Source organism: Enterobacter sp. IF2SW-B1, assembly GCF_001743375.1.
Taxonomy (GTDB): domain Bacteria; phylum Pseudomonadota; class Gammaproteobacteria; order Enterobacterales; family Enterobacteriaceae; genus Enterobacter; species Enterobacter bugandensis.
Map to the genome: position 1 here is coordinate 68076 of NZ_MJAA01000002.1, position 18582 is coordinate 86657.

The window sequence follows — 18582 nt, forward strand, 5'->3', positions numbered from 1 at the left end:
CTGAATTCCTTACTGCGCCTGCACGCGCAGCTCTGCTGCGCTACGACTACGGTGACCCAACAGGGCTTTAACATCGCTGGACTTCGGCTTAACCAGCGCGAATTTCGCAGAGAACGCTGGCCAGTTCGCCAGGATCTCTTCGCCTCGCGAAGAACCGGTATGCTGCACGTGCTCGGTAATCAAACCGCGCAGGTGTTCTTCATGAATGGCCAGCGAATCAACGTCCAGCACTTCCACCAGTTCCGGGTTCACGCGCTTGCGGAACTCACCGTCTTCATCCAGCACGTAGGCAAAACCGCCCGTCATACCGGCGCCAAAGTTCACGCCGGTTTTACCCAGGACGCACACAATTCCGCCCGTCATGTATTCGCAGCCGTTATCGCCGATGCCTTCCACCACGGTGATGGCACCGGAGTTACGCACCGCAAAACGCTCGCCCGCACGGCCCGCGGCAAACAGACGACCGCCGGTCGCACCGTACAGACAGGTGTTGCCGATGATGCTGGCTTCATGGCTGCGGAAGGCTGAACCGACCGGAGGACGCACCGCCAGCAGACCGCCCGCCATGCCTTTGCCGACGTAGTCGTTGGCATCGCCGGTCAGGTATAACTCAACGCCGCCGGCGTTCCACACGCCGAAGCTCTGGCCCGCGGTACCGCTGAAGTGCGCGGTAATCGGATCCGATGCCAGCCCCTGGTCACCGTGCGTTTGCGCGATGTAACCGGAGAGGGACGCGCCGACAGAACGGTCGGTGTTGCGGATATCAAACCAGAACGTTTTGCTCTGCTTCTCGTCCACATACGGCTTCGCCTGTTGCAGCAGCTGCGCGTTCAGCACGCCGTTGTCGAACGGCGGGTTGTTCTCGGTGCAGTAAACCGCTTTGCCAGGATGCGGCTCAGCCGTTTCCAGCAGCTTAGACAGCTCTAGCTTCTGCTGCTTGGCGGTGAAGCCTTCCAGCTCTTTCAGCAGGTCGGTACGGCCAATCAGATCCACCAGACGCTTCACGCCCAGCTGCGCCATCAGCTCGCGGGTTTCACGGGCGATGAAGTCAAAGTAGTTAGTCACCTTGAACGGCAGGCCGTGATAGTGATTCTTACGCAGCTTCTCGTCCTGGGTTGCAACGCCGGTTGCGCAGTTGTTCAGGTGGCAAATACGCAGGTATTTACAGCCGAGCGCCACCATCGGGCCGGTACCGAAGCCGAAGCTTTCCGCACCCAGAATCGCCGCTTTGATGATGTCGAGGCCGGTTTTCAGACCTCCGTCTACCTGCAAACGGATCTTGTGACGCAGACCGTTAGCCACCAGCGCCTGCTGGGTTTCCACCAGGCCAAGCTCCCACGGGCAGCCCGCGTATTTCACGGAGGAGAGCGGGCTTGCGCCGGTACCGCCGTCGTAGCCGGCAATGGTGATCAGATCCGCATAGGCTTTCGCCACGCCGGTGGCGATGGTGCCGACGCCCGGCTCGGAAACCAGCTTCACGGAGATCATCGCTTTCGGGTTGACCTGCTTCAGGTCGAAAATGAGCTGCGCCAGATCCTCGATAGAGTAGATATCGTGGTGCGGCGGCGGGGAAATCAGCGTCACGCCCGGCACCGAGTAGCGCAGTTTGGCGATGTACGGGGTGACTTTATCGCCCGGCAGCTGACCGCCTTCGCCCGGTTTTGCACCCTGAGCGACCTTGATCTGGATCACATCGGCGTTAACCAGGTAGGCAGGGGTTACGCCAAAGCGGCCGGACGCCACCTGCTTGATGCGCGACACTTTGTTGGTGCCGTAACGGGCCGGATCTTCACCGCCCTCGCCGGAGTTGGAGTTGCCGCCGATGCTGTTCATGGCTTCCGCCAGCGCTTCGTGCGCTTCCGGGCTCAGCGCGCCGATGGACATCGCCGCGGTATCGAAGCGTTTGAACAGTTCGGATGCAGGCTCAACTTCGTCAACGCTGACCGCTTCATCGCCCGGATTGAGGGCAATAAGGTCGCGCAGCGTCGCTGCCGGACGGTTGTTCACCAGCTCGGCATACTGCTGATAATCGCTGTATTCGCCGCTCTGTACCGCCTGTTGCAGCGTGCGCACCACGTCCGGGTTGTAGGCGTGATATTCGCCGCCGTGAACGTATTTCAGCAGGCCGCCCTGTTCCAGCGGCTTACGTGCCAGCCAGGCGCGCTTCGACAGGTTCACCAGATCCTGCTGGAAGTCAGCAAAACCGGCCCCGCCGATGCGGCTGACCACGCCCTGGAAGCAGAGGTTGGCGACATCGTCGTGCAGGCCGACCGCTTCAAACAGCTTCGAGCAGCGGTAAGAGGCAATGGTCGAGATGCCCATTTTGGACATGATCTTGTACAGACCTTTGTTGATGCCGTTACGGTAGTTCAGCATCACCGTGCGGTAATCTTTGTCGATGGCGCGGGTGTCTACCAGGCGAGCCAGCGTTTCGTAGGCCAGGTATGGATAGATCGCCGTCGCACCAAAGCCTAACAGCACGGCAAAGTGGTGCGGATCGCGGGCGCTGGCGGTTTCCACAATGATGTTGGCATCGCAGCGCAGGCTCTTGTCGACCAGACGCGTCTGGATAGCCCCCACCGCCATTGGCGCAGGCACCGGCAGACGGTTTTTCGCAATGTTACGGTCAGACAGCACCAGCAGAACGGTGCCGTTACGCACCATCTGCTCGGCTTTGTCGCACAGCGCATTCACCGTCTCTTCGAGGCTCGTTTCGGTCACGTCGAAGGTGATATCGAGCGTGTCGGCGCGGTAGTGCTCCTCGGTCATGGTGGTGAGCTGTTTAAAATCAGAGTACAGCAGGATCGGCGATTTAAAGGTCAGACGGTGCGCCTGGCCTTCGGCTTCGCAGAAGACGTTCATCTCACGGCCGATGCTGGTGGCCAGCGACATCACGTGGGCTTCACGCAGCGGGTCGATTGGCGGGTTGGTCACCTGCGCAAACTGCTGACGGAAATAGTCGTAAATTATGCGCGGCTGGCTGGAGAGCACGGCGAACGGGGTATCGTCACCCATCGAGCCGACCGCTTCCTGGCCGTTTTCGCCGAGCACGCGAATAACCGAGTCCAGCTCTTCCGCGCTGTAGTTAAACTGCTTCTGGAAGCTTGCGAGGGTATCGTCGTCCATCTCGCGGCTGCCCACTTCGTCGTCAGACAGATCTTCGAACGGCACCAGGCGACGGACGTTTTTCGCCATCCACTCTTTATACGGATGGCGGCTTTTCAGATCGTTATCTGTTTCCGCAGAGTGCAGAATACGGCCGCCGCGGGTATCGATCACCATCAGCTCGCCCGGACCGACGCGGCCTTTCTCGACCACTTCGTCAGGCTGGTAATCCCAGATCCCCACTTCAGAGGCGCAGGTGATGAGCTTGTCTTTGGTGATGACGTAGCGCGCCGGACGCAGACCGTTACGGTCCAGGTTACAGGCAGCGAAGCGACCGTCGGACATCACGATGCCTGCCGGACCGTCCCACGGCTCCATGTGCATGGAGTTAAAGTCGAAGAAAGCGCGCAGCTCCGGATCCATATCCGGGTTGTTCTGCCAGGCCGGCGGCACGAGCAGACGCATGGCGCGCACGATATCCATCCCGCCCGCCAGCAGCAGTTCCAGCATGTTGTCCATGGAGCTGGAGTCAGAGCCGGTTTCGTTCACGAACGGCGCGGCATCGTGCAGGTCAGGGATCAGCGGGGTCTGGAACTTATAGGTACGAGCACGCGCCCACTGGCGGTTACCGGTGATGGTGTTGATCTCGCCGTTGTGCGCCAGGTAGCGGAACGGCTGAGCCAGCGGCCAGCGTGGTACGGTGTTGGTGGAGAAGCGCTGGTGGAACAGGCAAATGGCCGATTCCAGACGCAGGTCCGCCAGGTCCAGGTAGAAGCGCGGCAGGTCAGCCGGCATACACAGACCTTTATAGATGTTCACCAGGTTAGAGAGGCTACAGACGTAGAACTCTTTATCGTCCTGGAGACGTTTTTCAATGCGGCGACGGGCGATAAACAGACGGCGTTCCATATCGCGCGGACGCCAGCCCGCAGGCGCGTTAACGAAAATCTGCTCAATACGAGGCAGCGAGGAGAGGGCGATTTCACCGAGTACCCCTTCGTTGGTTGGCACATCGCGCCAGCCGACAATCGACAGGGTTTCGCGCTGAAGTTCTTCTTCAACGATGCGGCGTGAGGCGGCAGCCTTTTCAGGATCCTGATTCAGGAACAGCATGCCGACAGCGTAGTTTTTGGCTAAACGCCAGCCGCGCTCTTCCGCCACGATGCGGAAGAAACGATCCGGTTTTTGCAGCAGCAGGCCGCAACCGTCGCCGGTTTTACCATCGGCCAGGATGGCGCCACGGTGCTGCATACGGGCCAGTGCGTGAATAGCGGTACGCACTACCTTGTGGCTAGGTTCGCCTTCTATGTGGGCGATCAGGCCGAAACCACAGTTATCCTTCTCAAGGGATTTATCGTACAACATATCAGTGAACCTCCCCAGGCTCGTCGGGCTTCCCACTGAACTTTACCGTGGCGCACAGGCGCAGAAAGAGCATGGCGACGGGGTTAGCGTTTCATACGCGGACCTCGCATTCGCCCTCTTTTTCATCCTTTCGCGCAGGTAAACAAGTTTGAGGACTTGCTTCAGAGGGAATCTCAATTACTGCATAAATATGATGAGCAGGCCGCTCATCCAGAAAGCTTCCAGCGGATTTCCAACTTATCGGGAATTGGTACACAGGTCAAATGGCAATCTTATTTATACAAAAATGTGCTAAAGAGTAATTATCGTTTTGTTTTTATTGGTTATTTTACTAATTTTACAACCGCTGAAAGCGCCAGGAAGGTGCAGGGGAGTGTGATCTGACTCACTATATGAAAGCGGTATTATTGATGCAGCGTGCTGAAATGCGGATTTATGGCAGAATAATAATCTGGTGCAGTGTTCGAACCCGCATAAAATCACTGTTTTTCAGTCCTGGCGCTATAAATGAAAAAAACCATCAGAACATAAGGAAAAGTAATTACGTGGCGGGTGAATGAAATCTCGGTAATCGTGATTATTTATTCAAATAGATAAAGGCCGTCCAGGGCGATTGATCCAGGTCATCGCCGACAGAGGCTAAAAATGGCAGGCTTGTCCCCTTTCTTCGGGACGGTCTATCAGATTATGCAGTTACAGAAATTAGTCAATATGTTTGGTGGGGATCTTTTGCAGCGGTACGGTCAAAAGGTGCATAAGCTGACGCTGCACGGCGGCTTTAGCTGCCCGAACCGCGACGGCACCATCGGGCGCGGCGGCTGCACCTTCTGTAACGTTGCGTCGTTTGCTGACGAAGCCCAGCAGCATAAATCCATCGCGGAACAGCTCGCCCATCAGGCCAGCCTGGTGAACCGCGCGAAGCAGTATCTGGCCTATTTCCAGGCCTACACCAGCACGTGGGCGGAGGTGCAGGTGCTGCGTTCCATGTATCAGCAGGCGGTTGCTCAGGCGAACATTGTCGGGCTGTGCGTGGGTACGCGCCCTGACTGCGTACCGGAGGCGGTGCTGGATTTACTTAGCGAGTACAGAGAGAAGGGCTATGAGATCTGGCTGGAGCTGGGCCTGCAGACCGCGCACGACAAAACCCTGCACCGTATCAATCGCGGGCATGATTTCGCCTGCTACCAGCGCACCACGCGTCTCGCCCGCGAGCGTGGCCTGAAAGTCTGTTCGCATTTGATTGTCGGCTTGCCCGGAGAAGGGCAGCAGCATGGCCTGGAGACGCTGGAAAAAGTCGTGGAAACCGGCGTAGACGGCATTAAGCTGCACCCGCTGCATATCGTGAAGGGAAGCATAATGGCGAAAGCCTGGGAAGCCGGGCGGTTAAGCAGTATCGAGCTCGACGACTATACGGTGACGGCGGGAGAGATGATTCGCCACACGCCGCCGGAGATTGTCTACCACCGCATCTCCGCCAGCGCCCGCCGTCCAACGCTTCTGGCACCGCTCTGGTGCGAGAACCGGTGGACGGGGATGGTGGAAATCGACCGCTATCTTCAGGAAAACGGCGTACAGGGTTCGGCGCTGGGCCGCCCGTGGGTTCCCCGCCTATCGACGGCGGCCGCCTAGCAGACTCCCCAGCATGCCGCGCACAATCTGATTGGTGACCTGCCGCGCGGCGCTTTTCGCCATAGTCTGTACCACGCCGTCGCGCTTGCCGCCGCGCGGTCCGGTTGTGCCAAACAAAATGTCTTTTAGCCCGCCGAGAATCCCGTCATCCACTGCGACTGACTGGCCCTTAGCGGGTGGAGCATCCTGCGATTCGGTGGTTGCCTGTACCCCTTTTTGCAGCATCTCGAACGCAGACTCTCGATCCACCTCGTCTTCATACTTGCCGTACACCGGGGAGTGATTAATCAGGCTGTTACGTTCATCGTCGGTAACCGGCCCCATGCGCGAGCAGGGCGCGATCACCATTGCGCGTTCCACCACGGACGGGCTGCCCTTGGCATCCAGGAACGAGATCAGCGCTTCACCGGTGCCCAGCGCCTGAATCGCGGCTTCGGTATCAAAGGCCGGATTGGCACGCATGGTTTGCGCGGCGGCTTTCACCGCTTTCTGATCCTTCGGCGTAAAGGCGCGCAGGGCGTGCTGCACGCGGTTACCAAGCTGGCCCAGCACATTGTCAGGAATATCCGACGGGTTTTGCGACACAAACCAGACGCCGACCCCTTTGGAGCGGATCAGGCGGATAACCTGTTCAATTTTATCCAGCAGTACCTGCGGCGCGTCGTTAAACAGCAGGTGTGCTTCGTCAAAGAAGAAGACCAGTTTGGGTTTTTCCAGATCGCCCGCTTCCGGTAACTGCTCGTACAGTTCGGAGAGCATCCACAGCAGGCTGGCGGCGTAAAGCTTTGGCATCTGGTAGAGCTTCTCTGAACTCAGAATGTTGATGATGCCTTTGCCGCTGCTGTCGGTGCGCATCCAGTCTTTAATATCCAGCATCGGCTCGCCGAAGAAGTGTTCGGCGCCCTGCTGCTCCAGCGTCAGTAGCCCACGCTGAATGGCACCGACAGAGGCGCTGCTGATATTGCCGTACTGGTTCTGGAAAGATTTGGCGTTATCGCCGATGTACTGGGTAATGGCGCGCAGATCTTTGAAATCGAGCAGCAGCAGCCCCTGATCGTCGGCGATACGGAAGATGATGTTCAGCACGCCGGACTGCACGTCGTTGAGGTTGAGCAGGCGGGCCAGCAGCAGCGGGCCGAGATCGGAAACGGTGGCGCGTACCGGGTGGCCTTTCTCACCGAAGATGTCCCAGACCACCACCGGGTTGCCGTGCGGCGTCCAGTCCGTAATGCCAATATTCTTCAGTCGTTCGAGCAGTTTTTCAGAAGCGGTACCCTCTTGAGCCACACCGGTTAAATCGCCTTTTACGTCAGCCATAAAGACCGGCACGCCAATCTCTGAAAGTGACTCCGCCAGCTTCTGGAGAGTGACTGTTTTCCCTGTGCCGGTGGCGCCGGTAATCAGACCGTGGCGGTTCGCCATCGCGGGCAGTAAATACAGCTCTTTTTCCAGCGTCCGGGCAATTAACAATGGTGTACTCATGATGCGCTTCCTCTCTTAGTCCTGGGTGGAGTATAGGCAACCTGAAGGCAAAATGGTTGAGTAAATTGCTGGCTTTGCGGCGCATTGTCCAGCGCGGACTATGCTTTTGCATACGGTTCATAAAATAGTGGAAAACAATGTCCAGATTCTTCTTTAACGATCGCAAACAGCTGGTCAATGACGCCATTGAAGGCATACTGCTTTCTGCGCCACATGCGAATCTCGTCAAACTTGATATCGATCCAGCTATCAGGGTTGTCGCCCGCGGCGACTGGGATAAAAGCCGCGTGGCGGTGATCTCCGGCGGTGGCTCCGGGCACGAACCGGCGCACGCCGGATTTGTCGGTAAAGGCATGCTGACGGCGGCTGTGTGTGGCGATCTGTTCGCCTCCCCGAGCGTGGATGCGGTGCTGAACGCTATTGTGGCGGTGACGGGCGATCGCGGCTGCCTGCTGATCGTCAAAAACTATACCGGTGACCGGCTTAACTTTGGCCTGGCGGCAGAAAAGGCCAAACGCTACGGCCTGAAGGTCGAGATGGTGATTGTGGCAGACGATATCGCGCTGCCCGACAACAAGCAGCCGCGCGGCATTGCCGGCACGGCGCTGGTGCACAAGATTGCGGGCTATGCAGCGGAGCAAGGAAAATCGCTGAGCGAGGTGCGGGATATTGCGCAGCAGGCCTGCGATAACCTCTGGAGCCTGGGCGTTGCGATGCAAACCTGCAACCTGCCGGGCAGCGACGATGAAGAGGGGCGCATCAAGCAGGGCCATGTCGAGCTGGGGCTGGGGATCCACGGGGAGCCGGGTGCCTCGGTGGTTGATACGCAAAACAGCAAAGCGATTATCGACACCCTGGTGACGCCGCTCAAAGCGCAGGCGGGCGAGGGGCGTTTCGCGGTGCTGATCAACAACCTCGGCGGCGTGTCCGCGCTGGAGATGGCTCTGCTCACCAAAGAGCTGGCACATTCAGCGCTGAAAGAGAATATTGCGTACCTGATTGGCCCTGCGCCGCTGGTGAGCGCGCTGGATATGAAGGGCTTTTCTCTGACGCTGCTAAAGCTCAACGATTACTTTGAAAAGGCGATTCACGCCGAGGTCGAGACGCTGGGCTGGCAGAAGCCTGTGGCGTTTGCCCCTCTGCGTACCGTTCCGCAAAGCGCTATTCACGATAGCGTGGAATATGCCGCGTCCGACAATCCGCAGGTGAAGGAGTCTGTTTCACAGGTGACGAAGACGCTCATACAGCTTGAAAACCGCCTGAATGCGCTGGATGCCAAAGTGGGCGATGGCGATACCGGCTCTACGTTTGCGCAAGGTGCACGGGATATTGCGCAGCGCCTGGAAGAAAACACTCTCCCGCTGAATGACGTGCCTAAGCTGCTGTTGCTGGTGGGGGAACGACTGGCCACGGTGATGGGCGGATCGAGCGGTGTACTCATGTCGATCTTCTTCACGGCGGCGGGGCAAAAGCTTCACGATGGACAGCCGCTACCTGAAGCATTGCTGAGCGGACTGGCGCAGATGAAGCAGTATGGCGGGGCAGATCTCGGCGATCGTACGCTGATCGATGCGTTGCAACCGGCGCTGGAAGCCTTGAAGAAAAAAGATCTTCAGGCGGCAGCGCAGGCTGCGCAGCAGGGAGCGGAGGCAACGGCGAAAATGGCGAAAGCCGGAGCAGGGCGCTCATCGTATGTGAATAAAGAGAATCTGGATGGGGTAATGGACCCGGGGGCGGTCGCGGTGGCGGAAGTGTTTAATACATTGGCGCAGTAGCAAAAGTAGGCCGGGTCAGGCGAAGCCGCCACCCGGCAAACTCACATCAGAAATCCGCTTTCAACACCACGCGATAACGGGCTTTGCCGTCGCGCACGTGCTGGATGGCTTCGTTAATTTTCGACATTGGATACAGCTCGGTGGTCGGCGTCACTTTGGTGCGGCCGGCAAACTTCATCAGCTTGCGCAGCTCGTATGGCGTACCGGTTGCGGAGCCTGACACGCTGCGATCCCCACCGATCAGGGTAAAGGCCGGAACCGGCAGCGGCTTCATCACCGCACCCACGGTGTGGAAGTTACCGCCGTAGGCCAGCGCTTCAAAGTACGGCTGCCAGTTGAGATCGACGTTCACGGTGTTGATGATCAGGTCAAACTGCCCAGCCAGCGCGTTCAGCGCGTCCGGATCGCGGCTGTTCACGACTTTGTCCGCGCCCATTGCCAGCACTTCTTTCTCCTTCGCCGGATTCGAGCTAAACGCCGTCACTTCACAGCCCATCGCGTGCAGCAGCTTGATGGCGATGTGGCCCAGACCGCCGATACCGATCACGCCCACGCGGCTGGTGGCGGTGACGTGGTGCATCAGCAGCGGTTTAAAGACGGTGATCCCGCCGCACAGCAGTGGACCAGCAGATTCAATATCAATGCTGTCCGGCAGCGGGATGACCCATTGCCAGTCGGCGCGCAGCTTATCGGCGAAACCGCCCTTGTTCAGGATGGTGGGCACTGCGCCTTCAAGGCAGTTGATCTGGTTGCCGCTGATACAGGCGTCGCAGTGGCCGCAGCTCCGTGCTGTCCAGCCAATGCCCACGCGCTGGCCAACCTTCAGCCCTTTGTCCTGCGCGGCGCTGCCGAGCGCGACGACGCGGCCAATCACTTCGTGCCCGGCAACCAGCGGATAGCTGGAGAAGCCCCATTCGTTGTCGATCATCGAGAGATCTGAGTGGCAGACCCCGCAGTAATCAACCTGTACTTCGACGTCTTCTGCTTTTAGTTCGCCCGCATCGTACTCGTACAGCTCAAGTTCTGCACCCGCCTGCGGTGCGGCGTAGCTTTTTATCTTCGACATCGTGTTTCCCCCGTTGTGGTGTGAACTGAGAGTGTAGAGCATTCAGTTTACAGCCGCTTAACAGAAGGGGGCAGGAACGAAACTTACAGACTTTTCAGCATTCTGACTTCGCAGTCAACGTGGCCCGTGCAGCCCAGCGGCGCATCGATATGCTCAAAGCCCAGATGTTCATACAGGCCGATGGCCTCTTTGAGGAAGGCGGTGGTTTCGAGGTAGCAGCGTTTAAAACCCTGATTGCGCGCGTGCTCCAGGGCGACCAGCGCCAGCTTCTTCGCCAGACCCTGTCCACGAACCGACGGCAGGAAATACATTTTCTGCAGCTCACAGATATCCGGCTCGCTGCAGCTCAGCGGTGCAACGCCGCCGCCGCCCACAACCTGGCCGTCCTGCTCAATGACCCAGTAGGCGTGGCCCGGCTGGCTGTACAGCTTAAACAGTTCGTCAAGATTCGGGTCGGCAACGGTATAACCTTTATCCGCCGTCAGCCCAAACTCTGCAGAAACGGTGCGGATAACGGCGGCGATAGCCGGATTGTCCTGCTCAGTGATCCGACGCATCGTCGTCGCGACGGGGGTAATCACGCTCATAGCATTACTCATTACAAAAATTGACACACAGTTGCTGTTAATAGCACCGCAGAAAAGGGAGTGCAAGCGAGGAGTTTTCAGGAAGGTTACCCCTTACGCCCTGAAGCGTAAGGGGTAAAAGCATTACAGGGCCGCAATAACGGCCTGCTGCTCGATCAGTTTGGTCTTCGCATCGGCGAAGGCAACCAGACGCTCACGCTCTTTGGCAATGACAGCTTCCGGCGCGCGGGCAACAAAGCCTTCGTTCGCCAGCTTGCTTTCGATTTTGCCAATTTCCACGTCGACTTTCGCCACTTCTTTCGCCAGACGCGCCAGCTCTGCATCTTTGTCGACCAGGCCTGCCATCGGGATCAGCAGCTCCGCACCGTCGATGATTTTAGTCACGGAAACCGGACCTTTGTCATCGGCAGGCAGCACGGTGATGCTTTCCAGACGCGCCATGGTTTTCAGGAAGGTGTTGTTCTCGGTGACGCGACGAACGGCAGCGTCGCTGCAGCCGCGCAGCAGCAGCTCCAGTGGTTTACCCGGGGCTATGTTCATTTCGGCACGGATGTTACGTACCGCAACGATCGCCTGCTTCAGCCACTCGGTATCCGCTGACGCGGCTTCATCAACCTTAGCCGCATCGAATTCCGGGAACGGCTGCAGCATGATGGTATCGGCGTTGATGCCCGCAATGACCTTCACGCGCTGCCAGATGGTTTCGGTGATGAATGGAATGACCGGATGCGCCAGGCGCAGCAGGCCTTCCAGAACGGTAATCAGCGTGTTGCGCGTGCCGCGCAGCTCTGCTTCAGAACCGCCGTTCATGACTGGCTTCGCCAGCTCCAGATACCAGTCACAGAACTGGTTCCAGGTGAATTCATACAGAATGCCCGCTGCGATATCGAAGCGGTAGCTGTCCAGCGCCTCGCGGAAGGCTTTCACCGTCTGGTTAAATTCCGCCAGGATCCAGCGGTCCGCCAGAGACAGGGTCATCTCGCCGCCGTTGAAGCCGCAGTCCTGATCTTCGGTGTTCATCAGCACGAAGCGGCTGGCGTTCCACAGCTTGTTACAGAAGTTACGGTAACCTTCAAGACGCTTCATGTCCCAGTTGATGTCGCGGCCGGTAGAGGCCAGCGCCGCCAGGGTGAAGCGCAGGGCGTCGGTACCGTGAGATTCGATCCCGTTCGGGAACTGCTTCTCGGTACGCTTGCGGATTTTCTCAGCCAGCTGCGGCTGCATCATGTTGCCGGTACGTTTTTCCAGCAGGTCTTCCAGGGAGATCCCGTCAACCATGTCCAGCGGGTCAATCACGTTGCCCTTGGACTTGGACATCTTCTGCCCTTCGTCGTCGCGGATAAGGCCGGTCATGTAGACGGTATGGAACGGAACCTGCGGCTTGCCGTCTTCGTCTTTGATGAAGTGCATGGTCATCATGATCATGCGGGCAATCCAGAAGAAGATGATGTCGAAGCCGGACACCATTACGCTGGTAGGATGGAACTGACGCAGCGCGTCGGTGTTTTCCGGCCAGCCGAGGGTAGAGAAGGTCCACAGCGCGGAGGAGAACCAGGTATCCAGCACGTCTTCGTCCTGGCGCAGGGCCACGTCAGCGCTCAGGTTATTTTCCTGACGCACTTCGTCTTCGCTACGGCCAACGTAGACGTTGCCTTCGTTGTCGTACCATGCCGGGATGCGATGACCCCACCACAGCTGACGGGAGATACACCAGTCCTGAATGTCGCGCATCCAGGAGAAGTACATGTTTTCGTACTGCTTCGGCACGAACTGGATGCTGCCGTTCTCAACCGCTTCCACAGCCGGTTTCGCCAGCACGTCGGCACGGACGTACCACTGGTCGGTCAGCATTGGCTCAATAACCACGCCGCCACGGTCGCCGTACGGCACGGTCAGATCGTGAGGCTTAATCTCTTCCAGCAGGCCGAGGGCATCAACGGCGGCTACGATGGCTTTACGTGCGGCAAAGCGCTCCAGCTTCTGGAACTCAGCCGGGATCTCGCTGGAGTAAACGTCGGATTCGTTGCCTTTGGTATCGTACACCTCTGCGCTTTCGCGGATATCGCCGTCGAAGGTCAGAATGTTGATCATCGGCAGGGCGTGACGACGACCCACTTCATAGTCGTTGAAGTCGTGCGCCGGGGTGATTTTCACGCAGCCGGTGCCTTTTTCCATGTCGGCGTGTTCGTCGCCAACAATCGGAATGCGGCGGTTCACCAGCGGCAGCACCACAAATTTGCCGATCAGATCTTTATAACGCGGATCTTCCGGGTTAACGGCCACGCCGGTATCGCCCAGCAGGGTTTCGGGACGGGTGGTCGCCACCACCAGGTAATCTTTACCGTCTGCGGTTTTTGCGCCGTCGGCCAGCGGATAGCGGATGTGCCACATGGAGCCTTTGGACTCGCGGTTTTCCACTTCCAGGTCAGAAATTGCGGTGCGCAGTTTCGGGTCCCAGTTTACCAGGCGTTTGCCGCGGTAAATCAGGTCTTCTTTGTACAGACGGACGAACACTTCTTTTACGGCGTTGGACAGGCCTTCGTCCATGGTGAAGCGTTCGCGCTCCCAGTCCACGGAGTTGCCGAGACGGCGCATCTGACGGGTAATGGTGCCGCCGGATTCTGCCTTCCACTGCCAGATTTTGTCGATGAACGCATCGCGACCGTAGTCGTGACGAGTTTTACCTTCTTCAGCGGCAATTTTACGCTCAACCACCATCTGGGTCGCGATACCCGCGTGGTCAGTCCCCGCCTGCCACAGGGTGTTTTTGCCCTGCATGCGCTGGTAGCGGATCATGGTGTCCATGATGGTCTGCTGGAAAGCATGCCCCATATGCAAACTGCCGGTGACGTTCGGCGGCGGGATCATGATGCAGAAGGACTCTTTGCTTTCGTCGCCGTTAGGCTTGAAATAGCCCTGCTGTTCCCAGTGCTCGTAAAGCGGCTGTTCGATATCGCGTGGGTTATATGTCTTTTCCATTATTTCCAGGTTGCCGTATTCAGGTTAAAACCGGCCAGGCGGTACGCTTTATAGCGTTCGCGCGCCAGTTGTTTCAAGGATTCTTCGTAAGGGACAAAGTCTACCACTTCTGTGAAAGCGGTGGCAAAATCTGCAAAGTCTGTCCGCAGGCTAATGAGAATATCGCGCGCGCTGCTGTTGCGCTTTTGCGGCCAGGCTATTTCGACCGGTGCCCCGCCGCGTGGACCTTCGCCCGACAGGTTATGCGGAACAAAACTTTCCGGCGGGCGCGCCCATAGCGCTTCATCCAGGCGAATCGCCTGCTGCTCATCTTCACAGGCAATCAGTACGCGTTTACCTGCGCGCCAACGTTCTGCGGCAATTTCACACACCAGCTGTTCAACGGCGCTGAGGCCATCCTGATGGGTGTCGTTGTCCAGAAGGTAGAACGTTGCATTCTTCATATATGGGGCTTCTTGTCGTGGATTTAAATGCAAAGCCGGGTGGCGCTTCGCTTACCCGGCCTACGGTTGAGCGGCGTGTAGGCCGGGTAAGGCGAAGCCGCCACCCGGCACATTACATCACTCGTCGCCGTTAAAACCCGCACGATTAAGCAGGAACTGCGACAGCAGGGCCACCGGACGTCCGGTAGCGCCTTTGGCTTTACCGGAGCGCCATGCGGTACCCGCGATATCCAGGTGCGCCCAGTTATATTTACGGGTGAAGCGCGCCAGGAAGCAGCCTGCGGTAATTGCGCCGCCAGGACGACCGCCGATGTTAGCCATGTCCGCAAAGTTAGACTCCAGCTGTTCCTGATACTCGTCACCCAGCGGCAGACGCCATGCGCGGTCACCTGCCTGCTCGGACGCGCCGATAAGCTCGTGCGCCAGCGGGTTGTGGTTCGACATCAGGCCGGTGATGTGATGGCCCAGGGCAATCACGCAGGCACCGGTCAGGGTAGCCACGTCGATAACCGCTTCAGGTTCGAAGCGCTCAACGTAGGTCAACACGTCACAGAGTACCAGACGGCCTTCGGCGTCGGTATTAAGCACCTCAACGGTCTGGCCGGACATGGTGGTCAGGACGTCGCCCGGACGATACGCGCGACCGCCAGGCATGTTTTCGCAGCCTGCCAGCACGCCGATTACGTTGATGGGCAGCTGAAGCTCCGCAACCATGCGCATGACGCCGTAAACCGCCGCCGCGCCGCACATGTCGTACTTCATCTCGTCCATGCCTTCTGAAGGCTTGATGGAGATACCGCCGGAGTCAAAGGTCAGCCCTTTACCGACGAGCACGATCGGACGCGCGTCTTCAGACGGATTGCCTTTGTATTCGATGACCGACATCAGGGATTCGTTCTGCGAGCCGTTACCCACCGCCAGATAAGAGTGCATCCCCAGCTCTTTCATCTGCTGTTCGCCGATGACGCGGGTGATGACGTTTTTGCTGTAGGAGTCAGCCAGCTGACGCGCCTGAGAGGCGAGGTAGGCGGCGTTACAGATGTTTGGCGGCATGTTGCCGAGATCTTTTGCCGCTTTGATACCGGCGGCAATCGCCAGACCATGCTGGATGGCGCGCTCGCCGCTGGTCAGTTCGCGACGGGTTGGCACGTTAAAGACCATTTTGCGCAGCGGGCGACGCGGCTCGCTTTTGTTGGTCTTAAGCTGATCGAAGCTGTAAAGGCTCTCTTTTGCCGTTTCGACGGCCTGACGCACTTTCCAGTAGGTGTTACGGCCTTTGACGTGCAGCTCGGTCAGGAAGCAGACGGCTTCCATTGAACCGGTGTCATTCAGCGTATTAATGGTTTTCTGAATAACCTGCTTATACTGACGTTCATCCAGCTCGCGCTCTTTGCCGCAGCCAATCAGCAGAATACGCTCTGACAGGACGTTCGGAACATGGTGCAGTAACAGCGTCTGCCCAGGTTTGCCTTCCAGTTCGCCACGGCGCAGCAGGGCGCTGATATAGCCGTCACTGATTTTATCGAGTTGCTCGGCGATCGGGGAGAGTCGGCGCGGTTCAAAGACGCCCACAACGATGCAGGCACTCCGCTGTTTCTCCGGGCTACCGCTTTTTACACTGAACTCCATGCACTACGCTCCTGAATCTTAAAGACAACGGCGGCTGCTACGGATAGAATTGAAACCTTTCGTAACTCATGTCCGCTGTTGTGGTGACTTCGTGTTAATCTTACGTTACTACGGTTTCGACACGTCAGAAAAAGTCCTGAAGCGTGAATCCGCCGGATGTTTTAATCTTAGCGACGATTTCGACGACTCAAGAGAATAAATGACGTTTAAGCCATGAAACAAGCGATTTTCCAGCAAAGAGACGGGTTTTTACGGGCGTATTTAAAGTGATAATCATAAGATATCTGGTGCGGGAGACGCTCAAAAGCCAACTGGCGATCCTCTTCATCCTGCTGCTGATTTTTTTCTGTCAGAAGCTGGTGAAGATCCTCGGTGCGGCCGTTGACGGCGAAATTCCAACGAATCTGGTGCTTTCCCTGCTTGGGCTGGGGATCCCGGAAATGGCGCAGCTTATTCTGCCGCTGAGTCTATTCCTCGGCCTGCTGATGACCCTCGGTAAGCTGTACACCGAGAGTGAAATTACGGTGATGCATGCCTGCGGCCTGAGTAAAGCCGTACTGGTGAAAGCGGCGATGATACTGGCGCTTTTCACGGGCATTGTTGCGGCGGTGAATGTGATGTGGGCGGGCCCTATGTCTTCCCGTCATCAGGACGAAGTACTGGCCGAGGCGAAAGCAAACCCCGGCATGGCGGCGCTCGCGCAGGGGCAGTTCCAGCAGGCGACTGACGGAAACTCCGTGCTGTTTATTGAGAGCGTTGACGGCAGTAAATTCAACGATGTATTTCTGGCGCAGCTGCGTCCTAAAGGTAACGCGCGTCCGTCAGTGGTGGTTGCCGATTCTGGCCAGCTTTCTCAGCGCAAAGACGGTTCTCAGGTCGTCACGCTGAATAAAGGCACCCGTTTCGAAGGCACCGCGATGCTGCGTGACTTCCGTATTACGGATTTCCAGAACTATCAGGCCATTATTGGTCATCAGGCGGTGGCGCTCGATCCGACGGATACCGAGCAAATGGATATGCGCACGCTGTGGAATACCGATACCGACAGAGCGCGGGCTGAGTTCCACTGGCGTATTACGCTCGTATTCACCGTGTTTATGATGGCACTGATTGTCGTGCCGCTGAGCGTGGTGAACCCGCGCCAGGGCCGCGTGCTCTCTATGCTGCCAGCGATGCTGCTTTACCTGATCTACTTCCTGCTGCAAACCTCGATTCGCTCTAACGGCGCGAAGGGTAAGCTGGATCCGATGGTCTGGACATGGTTCGTTAACAGCCTGTACATCTTACTGGCGCTGGGATTAAACCTGTGGGATACGGTGCCTGTGCGCCGCATACGTGCCCGATTCTCGCGTAAAGGAGCCATCTAATGCAGGCGTTTGGCGTTCTTGATCGCTATATCGGTAAAACCATTTTCACCACCATCATGATGACGTTGTTCATGCTGGTGTCGCTCTCCGGCATTATCAAATTTGTCGATCAGCTGAAAAAAGCCGGGCAGGGCAGCTATGACGCGATGGGTGCGGGGATGTACACCCTGCTCAGCGTGCCAAAAGATGTGCAGATCTTCTTCCCGATGGCGGCCCTGCTGGGCGCGCTGCTGGGGCTGGGGATGCTGGCTCAGCGCAGCGAGCTGGTGGTAATGCAGGCCTCAGGCTTTACCCGTATGCAGGTTGCGCTGTCGGTAATGAAAACCGCAATCCCGCTGGTGCTGTTGACCATGGCGATTGGCGAGTGGGTGGCACCGCAGGGCGAGCAGATGGCGCGTAACTATCGTGCTCAGGCAATGTACGGTGGTTCACTGCTCTCGACTCAGCAAGGTTTATGGGCGAAAGACGGGAAAAACTTCGTCTACATCGAACGGGTAAAGGGTGATGATGAACTGGGCGGGGTGAGCATCTACGCGTTCAACGACCAGCGCCGTCTGGAGTCTGTCCGACACGCCTCTTCCGCGAAGTTTGACGCTGAACATAAGCAGTGGCGTTTGTCGCAGGTTGATGAATCTGACCTGACCGATCCAAAACAGATTACCGGGTCACAGACGGTGACCGGCACCTGGAAGACCAACCTCACGCCGGATAAGCTCGGGGTTGTTGCGCTGGATCCTGACGCGCTCTCTATCAGCGGCTTGCACAACTATGTGAAGTACCTGAAGTCGAGCGGGCAGGATGCCGGACGCTATCAGCTCAACATGTGGAGCAAAATCTTCCAGCCGATGTCCGTGGCGGTGATGATGCTGATGGCGCTGTCGTTTATCTTCGGCCCGCTGCGTAGCGTGCCGATGGGCGTGCGCGTCGTGACCGGTATTAGCTTCGGCTTTGTCTTCTATGTACTCGATCAGATCTTCGGTCCGCTGACGCTGGTTTATGGCATCCCACCGATTATCGGTGCGCTGCTGCCGAGCGCTAGCTTCTTCCTGATCAGCCTCTGGCTGCTGCTGAAACGCTCCTGATTGACCTCTCCTCGCTTCCGGTGAACCGGAGGCGAGGCTAATCTCCTGTTTCACCCCGCACTTTTTCTCACAA

The 18582-nt window shown here is 57.8% G+C and carries 12 protein-coding genes; 5 read left to right on the top strand and 7 right to left on the bottom strand.

Translation table 11 applies throughout. The features are described from left to right. Positions 1-9 precede the first annotated feature (9 nt). Positions 10-4470: a glutamate synthase large subunit gene (gene gltB / locus A6013_RS04665; protein WP_047367043.1), complete on the bottom strand. Its 4461-nt coding sequence runs from the start codon at positions 4468-4470 to the stop codon at positions 10-12. A 687-nt stretch (positions 4471-5157) separates the two neighbouring features. On the opposite strand from gltB, the gene A6013_RS04670 reads away from it, so the two are divergent. Continuing rightward, a complete protein-coding gene (locus A6013_RS04670) occupies positions 5158-6099 on the top strand; it encodes a TIGR01212 family radical SAM protein (RefSeq protein WP_102863688.1) in 942 nt (313 codons plus the stop codon). Here A6013_RS04670 and A6013_RS04675 read toward each other — a convergent pair. After that, the gene (locus A6013_RS04675) at positions 6079-7581 is read right to left on the bottom strand and encodes a helicase HerA-like C-terminal domain-containing protein (RefSeq protein ID WP_041907858.1); all 1503 of its coding nucleotides are present in this window, start codon (positions 7579-7581) and stop codon (positions 6079-6081) included. The two genes, A6013_RS04670 and A6013_RS04675, sit on opposite strands and share 21 nt — an antisense overlap. Before the next feature lie 137 nt (positions 7582-7718). Here A6013_RS04675 and A6013_RS04680 point away from each other — a divergent pair, with 137 nt between their 5' ends. Further along, a complete protein-coding gene (locus A6013_RS04680) occupies positions 7719-9356 on the top strand; it encodes a dihydroxyacetone kinase subunit DhaK (protein ID WP_028014581.1) in 1638 nt (545 codons plus the stop codon). A 46-nt stretch (positions 9357-9402) separates the two neighbouring features. Here the strand turns inward: A6013_RS04680 and A6013_RS04685 are convergent, their stop codons facing one another. From A6013_RS04685 to pepA, 5 genes are all read right to left on the bottom strand, one after another. Beyond that, positions 9403-10422, bottom strand: coding sequence for an NAD(P)-dependent alcohol dehydrogenase (locus A6013_RS04685; protein WP_028014580.1), 1020 nt, complete (start codon positions 10420-10422; stop codon positions 9403-9405). A gap of 83 nt (positions 10423-10505) precedes the next feature. Continuing rightward, positions 10506-11009, bottom strand: a complete 504-nt coding sequence (locus tag A6013_RS04690) for a GNAT family N-acetyltransferase (RefSeq protein WP_028014579.1) — start codon at positions 11007-11009, stop codon at positions 10506-10508. A 123-nt stretch (positions 11010-11132) separates the two neighbouring features. After that, positions 11133-13988, bottom strand: a complete 2856-nt coding sequence (locus A6013_RS04695) for a valine--tRNA ligase (protein ID WP_045630735.1) — start codon at positions 13986-13988, stop codon at positions 11133-11135. Continuing rightward, positions 13988-14431 carry a DNA polymerase III subunit chi gene (gene holC, locus A6013_RS04700; protein WP_003861884.1) on the bottom strand — a complete coding sequence of 148 codons (444 nt, stop codon included), beginning with the start codon at positions 14429-14431 and terminating at the stop codon, positions 13988-13990. The genes A6013_RS04695 and holC overlap by 1 nt, the downstream gene beginning before the upstream one ends. A gap of 117 nt (positions 14432-14548) precedes the next feature. Continuing rightward, on the bottom strand, positions 14549-16060 hold the full coding sequence (gene pepA / locus A6013_RS04705) for a leucyl aminopeptidase (RefSeq protein ID WP_028014577.1): 1512 nt from the start codon (positions 16058-16060) through the stop codon (positions 14549-14551). Between the two features lie 143 nt (positions 16061-16203). On the opposite strand from pepA, the gene A6013_RS27360 reads away from it, so the two are divergent. The 3 genes from A6013_RS27360 (at position 16204) to lptG (ending at position 18509) form a co-directional block, all read left to right on the top strand. Then, positions 16204-16263 (top strand): hypothetical protein, encoded by a 60-nt coding sequence (locus tag A6013_RS27360; protein WP_213743486.1) that lies wholly within the window; start codon positions 16204-16206, stop codon positions 16261-16263. A gap of 63 nt (positions 16264-16326) precedes the next feature. Continuing rightward, entirely contained in the window at positions 16327-17427 is a 1101-nt protein-coding gene (gene lptF / locus A6013_RS04710; protein ID WP_028014576.1) for an LPS export ABC transporter permease LptF, read from the top strand. Then, a complete protein-coding gene (gene lptG / locus A6013_RS04715) occupies positions 17427-18509 on the top strand; it encodes an LPS export ABC transporter permease LptG (RefSeq protein ID WP_047367047.1) in 1083 nt (360 codons plus the stop codon). The genes lptF and lptG overlap by 1 nt, the downstream gene beginning before the upstream one ends. Positions 18510-18582: the final 73 nt, after the last annotated feature.